Consider the following 14,349-nt stretch of genomic DNA (forward strand, 5'->3'; position numbering starts at 1 on the left):
TCGTTCGGAGGTCTTCCGCAGAACCGGCTCCCAGTCGCCGTATGAGGTACGAACTGGGTCCCCGGCCTCCGACCGGGGGTGTCGGATCCCTTTGAACAGTGGATCCGGGCTCTGCGTATGAACATGTGCTGCTTGCGTCGCGCGAAGAATCTGCGGATGCAGAAGGCGGTCGTGCGTCAGCCCTGGCGCTGCTTGTGGCGCGGGTTGTCGCAGATGACCATGACCCGGCCGTGACGGCGGATCACCCTGCACTTGTCGCAGATCTTCTTGACGCTCGGCTTGACCTTCATGGGGTGAGGTTCTCCGGGTCAGTGCCACCACCCCGCCGAGGCGGAGTGCGGGCAAGATCTACTTGTATCGGTAGACGATCCGGCCACGCGTCAGGTCGTACGGAGACAGCTCCACCACGACCCGGTCGTCAGGGAGAATGCGGATGTAGTGCATACGCATCTTGCCGCTGATATGTGCCAGGACCTGGTGGCCGTTCTGGAGCTCGACCTTGAACATGGCGTTCGGAAGAGACTCGACGACAGTGCCCTCGATCTCGATGGCACCTTGCTTCTTGGCCACGCTTCGCCCTTCGAATCGACTACCTTGAGCGACTCAGCGCTACCGCATGGAGACATGCGGATACACGAGAGTCGACGAGTCAGTCTACGTCAGGCCCCTCGGAAAGACGAATCGAGAAAGACTGCCCCGCATCGGAGATCATCATGCGGGCCGCCGGAACCAGCATCCGCTGTGCGAGCGGATCCGGCCCCGCCGAGATCCCGCACTTCGAGCGGCCGCACCCGCCTCCGACCGGCGCTCCCGGCCCCGGCCACCGTCAGGCAACCGGCCCCGGGACGACCGAAACGCCACACAACCGAACCTCGACGCCGCGGGCTCGGCGCCTGGAACGCCGCACAACCTTCGAACGGCTGCACCGGCCTCCTACCGGCCGTCGCGGCCGCCGTCGCCCTCGCCGTCGCCGTCGCCGTCAGGCGAGTGGATCCGGGGCGGCCGTGATCCCGTACTCGGCGAGCTTGGCCTTGCCGCCGTCACGACCAGCGGACCTGGCCTCCGTCAGCGCCGCCGAGTACTCCCAGCGGGACAACCACGCGCCGTCCGCCGTGAAGACCGTCCAGTCGACCAACCCTCGTCCCCCGCTCTCCGACCGGCCGTCGCGGCCCCCGTCGCCGTCAGGCGAGCGGGTCCGGGGCGGCCGTGATGCCGTACTCGGCGAGCTTGGCCTTGCCGCCGTCCGGAGCTGTCAGTACCAGGGGGCCGGCCTCCGTCAGGGCCACCGAGTGCTCCCAGTGGGACGACCACGAGCCGTCCGTGGTGATGACCGTCCAGTCGTCCGAGAGGACCTCGGTCTTCGGGGTGCCCAGGGACACCATGGGCTCGATGGCCAGGCAGAAGCCGGGCACCAGCTTCGGCCCCTTCCCCCGCCGCCGCTCGACGTAGTTCAGCAGGTGCGGGTCCATGTGCATCTCCGTGCCGATGCCGTGGCCGCCGTAGTCCTCGATGATCCCGTAACGGCCGCCGCCCTGCTTCGGCTGGCGGCGGATGTACGTCTCGATGGCACGCGACACGTCGACCAGCCGGTTGCCCTGCTTCATCGCCGCGATGCCCGCCCACATCGATTCCTCGGTCACCCGGGAGAGCTCGATCAGCTCCGGGGCGTGGCCGCTGCCCACGAACGCGGTGTACGCGGCGTCCCCGTGCCACCCGTCCACGATGGCGCCCGCGTCGATGGAGATGATGTCGCCGTCCTTGAGGACGACGTCCTCGCTCGGAATCCCGTGGACGACGACCTCGTTCGCGGAGGTGCAGATCGTCGCGGGAAAGCCTCCGTACCCCAGGAAGTTCGACTTCGCCCCGTGCTCGTCCAGCACCTTGCGGGCGACCTCGTCCAGGTCCTTGGTCGTGGCCCCCGGCACCGCCGCTTCCCGCGTCGCCTTGTGGACGGCGGCGACGACAAGGCCCGCCTCACGCATCTTGGCGATCTGCTCGGGGGACTTTATCTGCACCATGAGGGCCTGCGCTCTCCGTCTTCTCTGCCGATGCCCGGCGGGTTCTCAGCCGAAGGTTCGGCTACGTCAACAACTCGGTCGTGTACAAAGCGTCGCGTACAAAGCTACGTGCACAACAGTACGGCCGCGGCACCCGTCACGGGCACCGCGGCCGAACAGCGGGACAACCGGGCCGGAAGGCCCTAGGCGTCGTCCTGGTCGTCCTCGTCGTCCTTGCGCCGGAGCGCTTCCATCGCACGCTTGGTGACCTCGTCCACCTTGCCGAGCGCCGAGATCGTCACGACCAGACCCTGTGCCCGGTAGTAGTCGATGATCGGCTCGGTCTGCGTGTGGTAGACCTCCAGCCGCTTGCGGACGGTCTCCTCGGTGTCGTCGTCCCGCTGGTACAGCTCGCCGCCGCAGACGTCACAGACGCCCTCATTCTTCGGCGGGCTGTACGACTCGTGGAAGACGTGGCTCGAGTCCTTGCGGCAGATGCGGCGGCCGGCGATGCGCTTGACCACCTCGTCCTCGGGAACCTCCAGGTCCAGAACCGCGTCCAGCTCCACCCCGTCGGCCTTCAGCGCCTGGTCCAGCGCCTCGGCCTGCGAGACATTGCGCGGGAAGCCGTCCAGCAGGAAGCCGTTCGCGGCGTCCGGCTGCTCCATACGGTCCCGGGCCATCCCGATCGTGACCTCGTCCGGTACCAGGTTCCCCGCGTCCATGTAGGACTTGGCAAGTTTGCCGAGTTCCGTCTTCTGGTTGATGTTGGAGCGGAAGAGGTCGCCCGTTGAGATGTGCGGGATCGACAGGTTCTTGGCAAGAAACGCAGCCTGCGTTCCCTTGCCGGCACCGGGCGGCCCGACGAGGACGATTCGCATCAGCGGAGGAACCCTTCGTAATTGCGCTGCTGGAGCTGGCTCTCGATCTGCTTCACCGTCTCCAGACCCACACCCACGATGATGAGGATGCTGGTTCCACCGAACGGGAAGTTCTGGTTTGCTCCGAAACCGACCAACGCCATCGTCGGCACGAGAGCGATCAGACCCAAGTACAGCGAACCCGGCCAGGTGATCCGGTTGAGTACGTATCCCAAGTACTCAGCGGTCGGCCGGCCAGCCCGGATGCCCGGGATGAAGCCACCATACTTCTTCATGTTGTCCGCGACTTCCTCGGGGTTGAACGAGATGGCCACGTAGAAGAAGGCGAAGAACACGATCAGTACGAAGTACGTGCTGATGTAAATCGGATGGTCACCCTTGGTGAGGTTCTGCTCGATCCAGGTCTTCCAGCCGGAGTTCCCGCCCGCGAACTGCGCGATCAGCGCCGGGATGTAGAGCAGCGACGAGGCGAAGATCACAGGGATGATGCCCGCCTGGTTGACCTTCAGCGGAATGTACGTGGACGTACCGCCGTAGGAGCGGCGGCCGATCATCCGCTTCGCGTACTGGACCGGGATGCGGCGCTGCGCCTGCTCGACGAAGACCACCAGGCCGACCATCACGAGGCCGACCGCGATCACGGTGCCGAACTCGATCCAGCCGTCCGCGAGGTCGCCCTGCTGCTTGATGGCCCACAGCGCGGACGGGAAGGTGGCGGCGATCGAGATGAACATCAGGATCGACATGCCGTTGCCGATGCCGCGGTCGGTGATGAGCTCACCGAGCCACATGACGAGGGCGGTACCGGACGTCATCGTGATGACCATCGTGATCGTCACGAAGATCGACTGGTCGGGCACGATCTGGGTGGCGACCGGGCAGCCCTGGAACAGCGCGCCGCTGCGAGCGGTGGCCACCAGGCCGGTGCCCTGAAGGATGGCCAGCGCCACCGTCAGGTAACGGGTGTACTGCGTGATCTTCGCCGTACCGGCCTGGCCCTCCTTCTTGAGGGCTTCCAGACGCGGGATCACCACGGTCAGCAGCTGCAGAATGATGCTCGCCGTGATGTACGGCATGATGCCGAGCGCGAAGACCGTGATCTGCAGCAGCGCGCCACCACTGAACATGTTGACCAGGCCCAGCAGGCCCTGGCTCGCGTTGGCGTTGTCGATACAGGCCTGGACGTTCTTGTAGTCGACGCCCGGGATCGGGATATGCGTACCGATCCGGTAGACCACGATGATGCCGAGCGTGAAGAGCAGCTTCTTGCGCAGGTCGGGCGTCTTGAACGCCCGGGCGAACGCGGTGAGCACGGTGCCTCCTGCGACCCCCGCGCAACTGCGTCAGAGGTGACGGTCTTGAGGTTCGACGAATAAGTAACGGACAGCTAACTAACAGCCAAAAGCCGTCCAGAGTTCCCCCGTGGGTACGCCGGCCGGCCCCGGGGCGGAGCCCCGCATGGAACAGAGCAACAGTGCTCGCCACCATACCGGCGACAAGGGTCACCTTGGAACGACCAACCGGGGATGCCCCTTTTGTGGGGCATCCCCGGTCGGGATCGCTCAAGTCATCGAGGCGTCCGAAGGATTCAGACGAGCTCGGTGACGGTACCGCCGGCGGCGGTGATCTTCTCCTTGGCGGAGCCGGAGACGGCGTCGACCGTCACCTGCAGCGCCACGGAGAGCTCGCCCTGGCCGAGGACCTTGACGAGGCTGTTCTTGCGAACAGCGCCCTTGGCGACCAGATCGGCCACCGTGACCTCGCCACCCTCGGGGTAGAGAGCGGCCAGCTTGTCGAGGTTCACGACCTGGTACTCGGTCTTGAACGGGTTCTTGAAGCCCTTCAGCTTCGGGAGACGCATGTGGAGGGGCATCTGCCCGCCCTCGAAGCGCTCCGGAACCTGGTAACGGGCCTTCGTGCCCTTGGTACCACGACCGGCCGTCTTACCCTTCGACGCCTCACCACGACCGACACGGGTCTTGGCGGTCTTGGCGCCCGGGGCGGGACGGAGGTTGTGGATCTTGAGCGGGTTGTTCTCCGCCATGATCAGTCGACCTCCTCGACCGTCACGAGGTGGCGGACGGTGTGCACCATGCCGCGGAACTCGGGGCGGTCCTCCTTGACGACCACGTCGTTGACCCGCTTCAGGCCAAGCGAACGCAGGGTGTCGCGGTGGTTCTGCTTGCTGCCGATGTACGACTTCGTCTGCGTGATCTTGAGCTGAGCCATTACGCAGCACCAGCCCCGGCACGTGCACGCAGCAGAGCCGCGGGAGCGACGTCCTCGAGGGGCAGACCGCGGCGGGCCGCGATCTCCTCGGGACGCTGCAGACCCTTCAGGGCCTCCACGGTCGCGTGCACGATGTTGATCGCGTTGGACGAGCCGAGCGACTTCGACAGGATGTCGTGAACGCCGGCGCACTCGAGCACGGCACGCACCGGGCCACCGGCGATAACACCGGTACCGGGGGAAGCCGGCTTGAGCAGGACGACGCCCGCGGCCTTCTCGCCCGTGATCGGGTGCGGGATGGTGCCCTGGATACGGGGGACCTTGAAGAAGTGCTTCTTGGCCTCCTCAACACCCTTGGCGATGGCGGCCGGCACCTCCTTGGCCTTGCCGTAACCGACACCCACGGTGCCGTCACCATCGCCCACCACGACCAGCGCGGTGAAGCTGAAGCGACGACCACCCTTCACAACCTTGGCGACGCGGTTGATCGCGACAACGCGCTCAACGTATGCGGTCTTCTCGGCGGCAGCTGCGCCGCCGTCACGGCCCTTCCGGTCCCGCCGCTCGCCGCCACCGGCACCGCCACCGCGGCGCTGGGGTCCAGCCATTGGAATTACCTCTCTCTGTTTCCGCTAGCTACGGCAGGCTCAGAACTTGAGCCCGGCTTCGCGGGCGGCGTCCGCCAGGGCGGCGATGCGCCCGGCGTACTGGTTGCCACCACGGTCGAACACGACGGCCTCGACACCGGCAGCCTTGGCACGCTCGGCGACCAGGGCGCCGACCTGCTTGGCCTGCGCGGACTTGTCACCCTCGCCGCTGCGGATCGTGGTGTCCAGGGTCGACGCCGACGCCAGGGTGTGACCCTTGATGTCGTCGATGACCTGGGCCACGATGTGGCGGTTCGAGCGCGTCACGACCAGACGAGGACGCTCTGCCGAACCCGAGACCTTCTTACGGATCCGGATGTGGCGGCGCTTGATGGCGGCACGCTTGTAAGCGTCGCCCTTAGCGATCTTCGTACCGTATGCCATGGCTTACTTACCCGCCTTTCCGACCTTGCGGCGGATGACTTCGCCCTCGTACTTGACGCCCTTGGCCTTGTACGGGTCGGGCTTGCGGAGCTTGCGGATGTTGGCCGCGACCTCGCCGACCTTCTGCTTGTCGATGCCCTCGACCGAGAAACGGGTCGGAGCCTCGACCTTGAAGGTGATGCCCTCGGGGGCCTCGACCAGGATCGGGTGGCTGTAGCCGAGCGAGAACTCCAGGTTGGAGCCCTTCGCCAGCACGCGGTAACCGACACCACTGATCTCGAGCTTCTTCACGTAACCCTGGGTCACGCCGGTGATCATGTTCGCCACCAGCGTGCGGGACAGGCCGTGCAGGGCCTTGTTCTGACGCTCGTCGTTGGGGCGGGTGACGCTGAGAACGCCGTCCTCACCCTTAACGATCTCGATCGGCGCGGCAACGGTGTGGGACAGGGTGCCCTTGGGGCCCTTCACCTCGACCGTACGGCCATCGATGGTGACGTCCACGCCGGCGGGAACCGCGATAGGGAGCTTGCCAATGCGCGACATAGCTGTTTCCTCCGTTCCCTTCCGCTACCAGACGTAGGCGAGAACTTCTCCGCCTACGCCCTTCTTGCCGGCCTGCTTGTCGGTGAGGAGCCCGTGGGACGTGGAGATGATCGCCACGCCGAGGCCGCCGAGCACCTTCGGCAGGTTGGTGGACTTCGCGTACACCCGGAGACCGGGCTTGGAGATCCGCTTGATGCCCGCGATGGAGCGCTCACGGTTGGGGCCGAACTTCAGCTCCAGGACGAGGTTCTTGCCGACCTCGGCGTCCTCGACCTTCCAGCCCGTGATGAAGCCCTCCTGCTGGAGGATCTCCGCGATGTGCGACTTGATCTTGCTGTGCGGCATGGCCACGGAGTCGTGGTACGCCGAGTTCGCGTTACGCAGACGCGTCAGCATGTCTGCGATCGGATCAGTCATGGTCATAAATTGGCCTTCGGCCTCTCTCGCCGGGGTTTCCTGGTGCGCCATCCCTCTCCCCGATCCGAGACGGGACGGGTGCGGCGCGGTGGACCTACGGCGTAGTAAGTCGTACGGGCGTCAGGCGCCCAACCCTCCAAGCCTAAGCCATGGAAGGGTGGGCTCCTGACCGAGCCCTTTACTTACCGAGAGCCTCTGAAATCCCTGATGAAGGGGATTACCAGGAGCTCTTGGTCACGCCCGGCAGCTCGCCACGGTGAGCCATCTCACGAAGGCACACGCGGCACAGGCCGAACTTGCGGTACACGGAGTGGGGACGGCCGCAGCGCTGGCAGCGCGTGTAGCCACGCACGCCGAACTTGGGCTTGCGAGCAGCCTTCGCGATCAGAGCCTTCTTCGCCATCTCGCTCACGCCTCCTTGAAGGGGAAGCCGAGGTGACGAAGGAGCGCGCGGCCCTCAGCGTCGTTGGTCGCCGTGGTGACCACGGTGATGTCCATACCCCGGACGCGGTCGATCTTGTCCTGGTCGATCTCGTGGAACATGACCTGCTCCGTGAGACCGAAGGTGTAGTTGCCACGGCCGTCGAACTGCTTGGGGGACAGACCACGGAAGTCGCGGATGCGCGGCAGCGCGAGCGACAGGGTGCGGTCCAGGAACTCCCACATGCGGTCGCCACGGAGCGTGACGTGGGCACCGATCGGCTGGCCCTCACGCAGCTTGAACTGCGCGATGGACTTACGGGCCTTGGTGACGGCCGGCTTCTGACCGGTGATCGTGGTGAGGTCGCGGATGGCGCCCTCGATCAGCTTGGAGTCGCGGGCGGCGTCGCCCACACCCATGTTGACCACGATCTTCACGAGGCCGGGGATCTGCATGATGTTCTCGTACTTGAACTCATCACGCAGCTTGCCCGCGATCTCCTCGCGGTACTTCGTCTTCAGACGCGGAGTGGTGGTGGTAGCCATCAGATGTCCTCACCCGTCCGCTTGGCAACGCGGATCTTGTTGCCCTCGTCGTCGAAGCGGTAACCGACACGCGTGACGACCTTGTTGCCGTCCTTCTCCACGACGAGCTGAACGTTGCTCACGTGGATCGGGGCCTCGGTCGTGACGATGCCACCGGCCTGCGAACCCTTGGCGGTCGGGCCGGCCTTGGTGTGCTTCTTGACCCGGTTGACACCCTCGACCAGGACACGCTCGTCGCGCGGGTAAGCGGCAATGACCTTGCCCTGCTTGCCCTTGTCCTTACCGGTGATGACCTGGACCAGGTCGCCCTTCTTGATCTTCATGCTTACAGCACCTCCGGCGCGAGCGAGATGATCTTCATGAACTTCTTCTCGCGCAGCTCACGGCCGACCGGGCCGAAGATACGGGTGCCGCGAGGGTCGCCGTCGTTCTTCAGAATGACGGCGGCGTTCTCGTCGAAGCGGATGTACGAGCCGTCCGGACGGCGGCGCTCCTTGACGGTGCGAACGATGACCGCCTTGACGACGTCACCCTTCTTCACGTTGCCACCGGGGATCGCGTCCTTGACGGTGGCGACGATGACGTCACCGATACCCGCGTAGCGGCGACCGGAGCCACCGAGCACACGGATGCAAAGGATTTCCTTCGCACCAGTGTTGTCGGCGACACGCAGCCGCGACTCCTGCTGGATCACGTCTATCTCCTGTTTGTCTGCCGGTTCCCGCAGGGACCTCTTCGGGCCGAACCTGCGAGCCTGGCGGAACCGTCCTGCGAGTTGCTCCCGCAGGAATTACTTGGCCTCTTGAGATGGAAAACCTCCGCTGGGGGCAGAGCCCCCAGCGAGGGGCAGCGGGGGCGGAACCCCCGCTTGATTACTTCGCCTTCTCGAGGATCTCGACGACGCGCCAGCGCTTCGTCGCGGAGAGCGGCCGGGTCTCCATGAGGAGGACACGGTCGCCGACACCGGCGGCGTTCTGCTCGTCGTGCGCCTTGAGCTTGTTCGTACGGCGGATGACCTTGCCGTACAGCGCGTGCTTGACGCGGTCCTCGACGGCGACGACGACGGTCTTGTCCATCTTGTCGCTGACGACCAGACCCTCACGGGTCTTGCGGAAGCCGCGCGCGGCCTTCGTCTCTTCAGTCACGTTGCTCTCGCTCATCAGGCGCTCTCCACCGTTTCGATGCCCAGCTCGCGCTCACGCATCAGGGTGTAGATCCGCGCGATGTCCTTACGGACCGCCTTCAGACGGCCGTGGTTCTCGAGCTGACCGGTCGCCGCCTGGAAGCGGAGGTTGAACAGCTCTTCCTTGGCCTCGCGAAGCTTCGCCAGAAGCTCCTCGTTGCCCAGCTCGCGCAGCTCGGACGCCTTGGTACCGGCCGACATCACGCTTCACCTGCCTCGCGCCGGACAATGCGGCACTTCATCGGAAGCTTGTGAGCAGCGCGGGTAAGCGCCTCACGCGCAATCTTCTCGTTCGGGTAGGACAGCTCGAACATCACCCGACCGGGCTTGACGTTCGCGACCCACCACTCGGGGGAGCCCTTACCGGAACCCATGCGGGTCTCGGCGGGCTTCTTGGTGAGGGGACGGTCCGGGTAGATGTTGATCCAGACCTTGCCGCCACGCTTGATGTGACGGGTCATCGCGATACGAGCGGCCTCGATCTGACGGTTCGTCACGTACGCCGGGGTGATCGCCTGGATGCCGTACTCGCCGAATGCGACCTCAGTACCACCCTTGGCCATACCACTGCGCTTGGGGTGGTGCTGCTTGCGGTGCTTGACCCTACGAGGGATCAGCATGTCGGTCAGGCCTCCGTTCCAGTGCTCTCAGCCGGAGCGGCAGCGGCGGCGGGAGCCTCGGCCTTGGGGGCCTCGGCAGCCGGCGCGGACTGCTGCTGCTGCGGCTTGCGACCGCGACCGCCACGCTCGCCACCGCGGCCACCACGGGCCGGGCGGTCAGCGCCACCACGGGCCGGGCGGTTGCCGGCGCGGGCTGCGGCGTTCTCGGCGCGGACCTCGGCGATGTTCTTGACGTCGCCCTTGTAGATCCAGACCTTCACACCGATGCGGCCGAAGGTCGTCTTGGCCTCGAAGAAGCCGTAGTCGACGTTCGCGCGGAGCGTGTGCAGGGGCACGCGGCCCTCGCGGTAGAACTCCGAGCGGGACATCTCGGCGCCGCCGAGACGGCCACCACACTGGATCTTGATGCCCTTGGCGCCCGCCTTCATCGCCGACTGCATGCTCTTACGCATGGCACGGCGGAAGGAGACACGCGAGGACAGCTGCTCGGCAACGGCCTGGGCAACCAGCTGAGCGTCGGTCTCGGGGTTCTTGACCTCGAGGATGTTCAGCTGGACCTGCTTGCCCGTGAGCTTCTCGAGGTCACCGCGGATGCGGTCGGCCTCGGCGCCACGGCGGCCGATGACGATGCCGGGACGAGCGGTGTGGATGTCCACCCGCACGCGGTCACGGGTGCGCTCGATCTCCACCTTCGAGATACCGGCGCGCTCCATGCCGGACGTCATCATCCGACGGATGGCGACGTCTTCCTTGACGTAGTCCTTGTACAGCTTGTCGGCGTACCAACGCGACTTGAAGTCGGTCGTGACACCGAGCCGGAACCCATGCGGGTTAACCTTCTGGCCCATTACCGGGTTCCTTCCTTGCTGCTGACGACCACGGTGATGTGGCTGGTCCGCTTGCGGATCCGGTAGGCGCGGCCCTGGGCACGCGGACGGAACCGCTTCAGGGTCGGGCCCTCGTCGACGTACGCCTCGGAGATGTAGAGGCTGTCGGCGTCGGTGTGGTCGTAGTTGTGCGCGGCGTTGGCAATGGCGCTGTCCAGCACCTTGCCGACCGGCTCGCTCGCGGCCTGCGGGGCGAAGCGCAGGACCGCCTGAGCCTCCGTGGCGTCCATGCCACGGATGAGGTCCACCACTCGGCGGGCCTTCATGGGCGTGACGCGGATGTACCGCGCCTGGGCCCTGGCTTCCATGGTTGTCCCTTCAGTGTCTGTCATGGTCATTCACCCCGCGCTTAGCGGCGCTTCGACTTCCGGTCGTCCTTGACGTGACCCCGGAAGGTGCGCGTCGGCGAGAACTCGCCGAGCTTGTGGCCGACCATGGACTCGGTGACAAACACCGGGATGTGGGTCTTGCCGTTGTGCACCGCGATCGTGTGCCCGAGCATCGCCGGGATGATCATGGAGCGACGGGACCAGGTCTTGATGACGTTCTTGGAACCGGCTTCGTTCTGGGCGTCCACCTTCTTGATCAGGTGGTCGTCGACGAAGGGCCCCTTCTTGAGACTGCGCGGCATCTAAACCCGCTCCTAGCGCTTCTTGTTCGTCTTGCGGCGGCGGACGATGTACTTGTTCGAGGCCTTCTTCGGCGAACGAGTACGCCCTTCCTTCTGACCCCAGGGGCTGACCGGGTGGCGACCACCGGAAGTCTTGCCCTCACCACCACCGTGGGGGTGGTCAACCGGGTTCATCGCCACACCGCGAACGGTCGGGCGGACGCCCAGCCAGCGCTTACGGCCGGCCTTGCCCCAGTTGATGTTGCTCTGCTCGGCGTTGCCGACCTCGCCGACGGTGGCGCGGCAGCGCACGTCGACCAGGCGGATCTCACCGGACGGCATGCGGAGGTGGGCCATCTGGCCCTCCTTCGCGAGCAGCTGCACGGAGGCACCGGCGGAGCGGGCGAACTTGGCGCCGCCACCCGGACGGAGCTCGATCGCGTGGATCGTGGTACCGACCGGGATGTTGCGGAGCGCCAGGTTGTTACCCGGCTTGATGTCGGCCCCGGGACCGTTCTCGACGCGGTCGCCCTGCCGCAGGTTGCGCGGGGCGAGGATGTAGCGCTTCTCGCCGTCGGCGTAGTGCAGCAGCGCGATGCGCGCGGTGCGGTTGGGGTCGTACTCGATGTGCGCGACCTTCGCCGGCACGCCGTCCTTGTCGTGACGACGGAAGTCGATCACACGGAAGGCGCGCTTGTGTCCGCCACCCTGGTGGCGAACGGTCACACGACCGGCGTTGTTACGGCCGCCCTTGCTGTGCAGCGGGCGGACCAGCGACTTCTCCGGCGTGGACCGCGTGACCTCGACGAAGTCGGCGACGCTGGAGCCACGACGGCCCGGCGTAGTCGGCTTGTACTTGCGGATTCCCATTTCTCAGTCCTCGTCCGATATCGGACGATCCGGACCGCCCTTAGGCGGTCGGACCGCCGAAGATGTCGATACGGTCGCCCTCAGCGAGGGTCACGATCGCGCGCTTGGTGGACGCACGCTGGCCGAAGCCCGTACGGGTCCGCTTGCGCTTGCCCTGGCGGTTGATCGTGTTGACCCCGGTGACCTTGACCGAGAAGACCGCCTGGACGGCCTCCTTGATCTGGGTCTTGTTGGCCCGCGGGTCGACGATGAACGTGTACTTGCCCTCGTCGAGGAGCGCGTAGCTCTTCTCGGAGACGACCGGCTTGAGCAGGACGTCACGGGGGTCCGTGTAGCCCTTGCTCAGCGGGGTCGGCTCGACGTCGAACTTGCCCTGGGTCGCGATGCGCTTCGCCTTGGCGACGCGTGCGGCCTTGGCGGCCTTGGCGGCCTTCGAGGCGATAGCGGGGTGACGGGTAGCCATCAGGCCTCGCTCCCTTCGGTGTCAGTGGCCTTCGGGCCGGACACGAAGGACTCGAGAGCGGCCTGGGTGAAGACCACGTCGTCCGAGACGAGTACGTCGTACGTGTTCAGCTGGCCCGGCTCCAGGATGTGCACCTGGGGCAGGTTGCGGGCGGAGAGCCACGCGGCCTCGTCGGCCCGGTCGACGACCAGGAGCAGGTTCTTGCGCTCGCTGATCTTGCCGAACAGGGTCTTGGCGGCCTTGGTGGACGGGGCCTCGCCCTCGATCACGCCGGAGACGACGTGGACGCGGTTGTTGCGGGCCCGGTCGGTGAGGGCGTGGCGCAGAGCCGCGGCCTTCATCTTCTTCGGGGTCCGCTGCGAGTAGTCACGCGGCACGGGACCGTGCACGACGCCACCACCGGCGAACTGCGGGGCGCGGGTCGAGCCCTGGCGCGCGCGGCCGGTGCCCTTCTGACGGTAAGGCTTCTTACCGCCACCACGAACCTCGCCGCGGGTCTTGGTCTTGTGCGTGCCCTGGCGGGCAGCGGCCAGCTGGGCGACGACGACCTGGTGGATCAGCGGGATGCTGACCTTCTCAACGTCGAAGATCTCCGCGGGGAGCTCGACGGTGCCGGCCTTGTCGCCTGCCGGCGAAAGGATGTCAACAGTGCTCATCGGTTACCTCAGGCCCCCTTGGCCGCGGTGCGGACCAGGACGAGGCCGCCGTTCGGACCGGGAACCGCGCCCTTGATGAGCAGCAGACCCTTCTCCGCGTCAACGGCGTGGACGGTCAGGTTCTGGGTGGTGACCCGCTCGTTGCCCATACGACCCGCCATGCGGAGGCCCTTGAACACACGGCCCGGGGTGGCGCAGCCACCGATGGAGCCGGGAGAGCGGTGCTTGCGCTGGGTGCCGTGTCCGGCGCCGAGGCCACGGAAGTTGTGGCGCTTCATGACACCGGCGAAGCCCTTGCCCTTGCTCTTGCCGGTGACGTCGACCTTCACGCCGGCCTCGAAGGTTTCGGCGGTGATCTCCTGCCCGAGCGTGTACTCGCTGGCGTCCGACGTGCGGATCTCAACGAGGTGACGGCGGGGGGTCACGTCGGCCTTGGCGAAGTGGCCCTTGAGGGGCTTGTTCACCTTGCGCGGGTCGATCTCGCCGAAGGCGATCTGGACCGACTCGTAGCCGTCGGCGTCGTTCGTACGGACCTGGGTCACGACGTTCGGGCCGGCCTTGACGACGGTGACCGGAACAACACGGTTGTTCTCGTCCCACACCTGCGTCATGCCGAGCTTCTCGCCCAGGATGCCCTTGATCTGCTTAGCCATTCTCAGATCACCGGCCTCAGAGCTTGATCTCGATGTCGACACCGGCCGGGAGGTCGAGTCGCATCAGGGAGTCAACGGTCTTCGGGGTCGGGTCGAGGATGTCGATCAGGCGCTTGTGCGTGCGCATCTCGAAGTGCTCGCGCGAGTCCTTGTACTTGTGCGGCGACTTGATGACGCAGTACACGTTCTTCTCAGTGGGCAGCGGCACCGGGCCTGCGACCGACGCACCAGTGCGCGTCACCGTCTCGACGATCTTCTTCGCCGAAGAGTCGATGACCTCGTGGTCGTAGGCCTTGAGCCGGATGCGGATCTTCTGTCCCGCCATGGCTACTCCGTAGTCCTG

General features: G+C 66.0%; 27 protein-coding genes. All 27 read right to left on the reverse strand.

What is annotated here, in order from left to right; translation table 11 throughout:
* Positions 1–176: 176 nt before the first annotated feature.
* Positions 177–290: a 50S ribosomal protein L36 gene (rpmJ, locus tag FE633_RS12090; RefSeq protein WP_003974245.1), complete on the reverse strand. Its 114-nt coding sequence runs from the start codon at positions 288–290 to the stop codon at positions 177–179.
* Between the two features lie 58 nt (positions 291–348).
* Complete coding sequence (gene infA / locus FE633_RS12095) at positions 349–570, reverse strand: translation initiation factor IF-1 (protein WP_003948620.1); 222 nt, start codon at positions 568–570, stop codon at positions 349–351.
* A gap of 409 nt (positions 571–979) precedes the next feature.
* Complete coding sequence (locus tag FE633_RS12100; protein WP_425473172.1) at positions 980–1,135, reverse strand: hypothetical protein; 156 nt, start codon at positions 1,133–1,135, stop codon at positions 980–982.
* 46 nt (positions 1,136–1,181) lie between these two features.
* Positions 1,182–2,018, reverse strand: coding sequence for a type I methionyl aminopeptidase (gene map / locus FE633_RS12105; RefSeq protein ID WP_138045138.1), 837 nt, complete (start codon positions 2,016–2,018; stop codon positions 1,182–1,184).
* Between the two features lie 182 nt (positions 2,019–2,200).
* A complete protein-coding gene (locus tag FE633_RS12110; RefSeq protein ID WP_138045139.1) occupies positions 2,201–2,878 on the reverse strand; it encodes an adenylate kinase in 678 nt (225 codons plus the stop codon).
* Positions 2,878–4,191: a preprotein translocase subunit SecY gene (gene secY / locus FE633_RS12115; protein WP_138045140.1), complete on the reverse strand. Its 1,314-nt coding sequence runs from the start codon at positions 4,189–4,191 to the stop codon at positions 2,878–2,880. The genes FE633_RS12110 and secY overlap by 1 nt, the downstream gene beginning before the upstream one ends.
* A 275-nt stretch (positions 4,192–4,466) precedes the next feature.
* On the reverse strand, positions 4,467–4,922 hold the full coding sequence (gene rplO / locus FE633_RS12120) for a 50S ribosomal protein L15 (RefSeq protein ID WP_119102572.1): 456 nt from the start codon (positions 4,920–4,922) through the stop codon (positions 4,467–4,469).
* A 2-nt stretch (positions 4,923–4,924) separates the two neighbouring features.
* Positions 4,925–5,107: a 50S ribosomal protein L30 gene (gene rpmD, locus FE633_RS12125; RefSeq protein WP_119102573.1), complete on the reverse strand. Its 183-nt coding sequence runs from the start codon at positions 5,105–5,107 to the stop codon at positions 4,925–4,927.
* Positions 5,107–5,715: a 30S ribosomal protein S5 gene (gene rpsE, locus FE633_RS12130; protein WP_013001409.1), complete on the reverse strand. Its 609-nt coding sequence runs from the start codon at positions 5,713–5,715 to the stop codon at positions 5,107–5,109. Before rpsE ends, rpmD begins: the two co-directional genes overlap by 1 nt.
* Positions 5,716–5,754: 39 nt before the next feature.
* On the reverse strand, positions 5,755–6,138 hold the full coding sequence (rplR, locus tag FE633_RS12135; RefSeq protein ID WP_138045141.1) for a 50S ribosomal protein L18: 384 nt from the start codon (positions 6,136–6,138) through the stop codon (positions 5,755–5,757).
* Between the two features lie 3 nt (positions 6,139–6,141).
* Entirely contained in the window at positions 6,142–6,681 is a 540-nt protein-coding gene (gene rplF, locus FE633_RS12140; protein ID WP_138045142.1) for a 50S ribosomal protein L6, read from the reverse strand.
* A 24-nt stretch (positions 6,682–6,705) separates the two neighbouring features.
* On the reverse strand, positions 6,706–7,104 hold the full coding sequence (gene rpsH, locus FE633_RS12145) for a 30S ribosomal protein S8 (protein ID WP_004984520.1): 399 nt from the start codon (positions 7,102–7,104) through the stop codon (positions 6,706–6,708).
* A gap of 211 nt (positions 7,105–7,315) precedes the next feature.
* Complete coding sequence (locus FE633_RS12155) at positions 7,316–7,501, reverse strand: type Z 30S ribosomal protein S14 (protein WP_003948630.1); 186 nt, start codon at positions 7,499–7,501, stop codon at positions 7,316–7,318.
* Between the two features lie 5 nt (positions 7,502–7,506).
* Positions 7,507–8,064, reverse strand: coding sequence for a 50S ribosomal protein L5 (rplE, locus tag FE633_RS12160; RefSeq protein ID WP_138045143.1), 558 nt, complete (start codon positions 8,062–8,064; stop codon positions 7,507–7,509).
* Positions 8,064–8,387: a 50S ribosomal protein L24 gene (gene rplX, locus FE633_RS12165; protein WP_030046380.1), complete on the reverse strand. Its 324-nt coding sequence runs from the start codon at positions 8,385–8,387 to the stop codon at positions 8,064–8,066. The genes rplE and rplX overlap by 1 nt, the downstream gene beginning before the upstream one ends.
* Positions 8,388–8,389: 2 nt before the next feature.
* Positions 8,390–8,758 carry a 50S ribosomal protein L14 gene (gene rplN, locus FE633_RS12170; protein WP_003998823.1) on the reverse strand — a complete coding sequence of 123 codons (369 nt, stop codon included), beginning with the start codon at positions 8,756–8,758 and terminating at the stop codon, positions 8,390–8,392.
* A 178-nt stretch (positions 8,759–8,936) separates the two neighbouring features.
* Positions 8,937–9,224: a 30S ribosomal protein S17 gene (gene rpsQ / locus FE633_RS12175; RefSeq protein WP_030039759.1), complete on the reverse strand. Its 288-nt coding sequence runs from the start codon at positions 9,222–9,224 to the stop codon at positions 8,937–8,939.
* Entirely contained in the window at positions 9,224–9,448 is a 225-nt protein-coding gene (gene rpmC, locus FE633_RS12180) for a 50S ribosomal protein L29 (protein WP_003974259.1), read from the reverse strand. Before rpmC ends, rpsQ begins: the two co-directional genes overlap by 1 nt.
* On the reverse strand, positions 9,448–9,867 hold the full coding sequence (rplP, locus tag FE633_RS12185) for a 50S ribosomal protein L16 (RefSeq protein WP_119102579.1): 420 nt from the start codon (positions 9,865–9,867) through the stop codon (positions 9,448–9,450). Before rplP ends, rpmC begins: the two co-directional genes overlap by 1 nt.
* A 5-nt stretch (positions 9,868–9,872) precedes the next feature.
* On the reverse strand, positions 9,873–10,715 hold the full coding sequence (rpsC, locus tag FE633_RS12190; protein ID WP_138045144.1) for a 30S ribosomal protein S3: 843 nt from the start codon (positions 10,713–10,715) through the stop codon (positions 9,873–9,875).
* A complete protein-coding gene (gene rplV / locus FE633_RS12195) occupies positions 10,715–11,062 on the reverse strand; it encodes a 50S ribosomal protein L22 (protein WP_119102581.1) in 348 nt (115 codons plus the stop codon). Before rplV ends, rpsC begins: the two co-directional genes overlap by 1 nt.
* 41 nt (positions 11,063–11,103) lie before the next feature.
* Complete coding sequence (gene rpsS, locus FE633_RS12200; RefSeq protein WP_010986346.1) at positions 11,104–11,385, reverse strand: 30S ribosomal protein S19; 282 nt, start codon at positions 11,383–11,385, stop codon at positions 11,104–11,106.
* A gap of 12 nt (positions 11,386–11,397) precedes the next feature.
* Positions 11,398–12,234, reverse strand: coding sequence for a 50S ribosomal protein L2 (rplB, locus tag FE633_RS12205; RefSeq protein ID WP_138045145.1), 837 nt, complete (start codon positions 12,232–12,234; stop codon positions 11,398–11,400).
* 40 nt (positions 12,235–12,274) lie between these two features.
* Complete coding sequence (rplW, locus tag FE633_RS12210) at positions 12,275–12,697, reverse strand: 50S ribosomal protein L23 (RefSeq protein ID WP_138045146.1); 423 nt, start codon at positions 12,695–12,697, stop codon at positions 12,275–12,277.
* Positions 12,697–13,353 carry a 50S ribosomal protein L4 gene (gene rplD, locus FE633_RS12215; protein WP_119102584.1) on the reverse strand — a complete coding sequence of 219 codons (657 nt, stop codon included), beginning with the start codon at positions 13,351–13,353 and terminating at the stop codon, positions 12,697–12,699. Before rplD ends, rplW begins: the two co-directional genes overlap by 1 nt.
* An 8-nt stretch (positions 13,354–13,361) precedes the next feature.
* A complete protein-coding gene (rplC, locus tag FE633_RS12220) occupies positions 13,362–14,006 on the reverse strand; it encodes a 50S ribosomal protein L3 (protein ID WP_119102585.1) in 645 nt (214 codons plus the stop codon).
* Positions 14,007–14,022: 16 nt separating this feature from the next.
* The gene (gene rpsJ / locus FE633_RS12225; protein WP_003948644.1) at positions 14,023–14,331 is read right to left on the reverse strand and encodes a 30S ribosomal protein S10; all 309 of its coding nucleotides are present in this window, start codon (positions 14,329–14,331) and stop codon (positions 14,023–14,025) included.
* Positions 14,332–14,349 lie beyond the last annotated feature (18 nt).

This window comes from Streptomyces montanus (genome assembly GCF_005786655.1).
GTDB classification, from domain to species: domain Bacteria; phylum Actinomycetota; class Actinomycetes; order Streptomycetales; family Streptomycetaceae; genus Streptomyces; species Streptomyces sporangiiformans.

Coding starts and splice junctions, on each gene's coding strand:
- rpmJ (WP_003974245.1), bottom strand. CDS start 290: ATGAAGGTCAAGCCGAGCGTCAAGAAGATCTGCGACAAGTGCAGGGTG.
- map (WP_138045138.1), bottom strand. CDS start 2,018: ATGGTGCAGATAAAGTCCCCCGAGCAGATCGCCAAGATGCGTGAGGCG.
- FE633_RS12110 (WP_138045139.1), bottom strand. CDS start 2,878: ATGCGAATCGTCCTCGTCGGGCCGCCCGGTGCCGGCAAGGGAACGCAG.
- rplO (WP_119102572.1), bottom strand. CDS start 4,922: ATGGCGGAGAACAACCCGCTCAAGATCCACAACCTCCGTCCCGCCCCG.
- rpmD (WP_119102573.1), bottom strand. CDS start 5,107: ATGGCTCAGCTCAAGATCACGCAGACGAAGTCGTACATCGGCAGCAAG.
- rpsE (WP_013001409.1), bottom strand. CDS start 5,715: ATGGCTGGACCCCAGCGCCGCGGTGGCGGTGCCGGTGGCGGCGAGCGG.
- rplR (WP_138045141.1), bottom strand. CDS start 6,138: ATGGCATACGGTACGAAGATCGCTAAGGGCGACGCTTACAAGCGTGCC.
- rplF (WP_138045142.1), bottom strand. CDS start 6,681: ATGTCGCGCATTGGCAAGCTCCCTATCGCGGTTCCCGCCGGCGTGGAC.
- rpsH (WP_004984520.1), bottom strand. CDS start 7,104: ATGACCATGACTGATCCGATCGCAGACATGCTGACGCGTCTGCGTAAC.
- FE633_RS12155 (WP_003948630.1), bottom strand. CDS start 7,501: ATGGCGAAGAAGGCTCTGATCGCGAAGGCTGCTCGCAAGCCCAAGTTC.
- rplE (WP_138045143.1), bottom strand. CDS start 8,064: ATGGCTACCACCACCACTCCGCGTCTGAAGACGAAGTACCGCGAGGAG.
- rplX (WP_030046380.1), bottom strand. CDS start 8,387: ATGAAGATCAAGAAGGGCGACCTGGTCCAGGTCATCACCGGTAAGGAC.
- rpsQ (WP_030039759.1), bottom strand. CDS start 9,224: ATGAGCGAGAGCAACGTGACTGAAGAGACGAAGGCCGCGCGCGGCTTC.
- rpmC (WP_003974259.1), bottom strand. CDS start 9,448: ATGTCGGCCGGTACCAAGGCGTCCGAGCTGCGCGAGCTGGGCAACGAG.
- rplP (WP_119102579.1), bottom strand. CDS start 9,867: ATGCTGATCCCTCGTAGGGTCAAGCACCGCAAGCAGCACCACCCCAAG.
- rpsC (WP_138045144.1), bottom strand. CDS start 10,715: ATGGGCCAGAAGGTTAACCCGCATGGGTTCCGGCTCGGTGTCACGACC.
- rplV (WP_119102581.1), bottom strand. CDS start 11,062: ATGGAAGCCAGGGCCCAGGCGCGGTACATCCGCGTCACGCCCATGAAG.
- rpsS (WP_010986346.1), bottom strand. CDS start 11,385: ATGCCGCGCAGTCTCAAGAAGGGGCCCTTCGTCGACGACCACCTGATC.
- rplB (WP_138045145.1), bottom strand. CDS start 12,234: ATGGGAATCCGCAAGTACAAGCCGACTACGCCGGGCCGTCGTGGCTCC.
- rplW (WP_138045146.1), bottom strand. CDS start 12,697: ATGGCTACCCGTCACCCCGCTATCGCCTCGAAGGCCGCCAAGGCCGCC.
- rplD (WP_119102584.1), bottom strand. CDS start 13,353: ATGAGCACTGTTGACATCCTTTCGCCGGCAGGCGACAAGGCCGGCACC.
- rplC (WP_119102585.1), bottom strand. CDS start 14,006: ATGGCTAAGCAGATCAAGGGCATCCTGGGCGAGAAGCTCGGCATGACG.
- rpsJ (WP_003948644.1), bottom strand. CDS start 14,331: ATGGCGGGACAGAAGATCCGCATCCGGCTCAAGGCCTACGACCACGAG.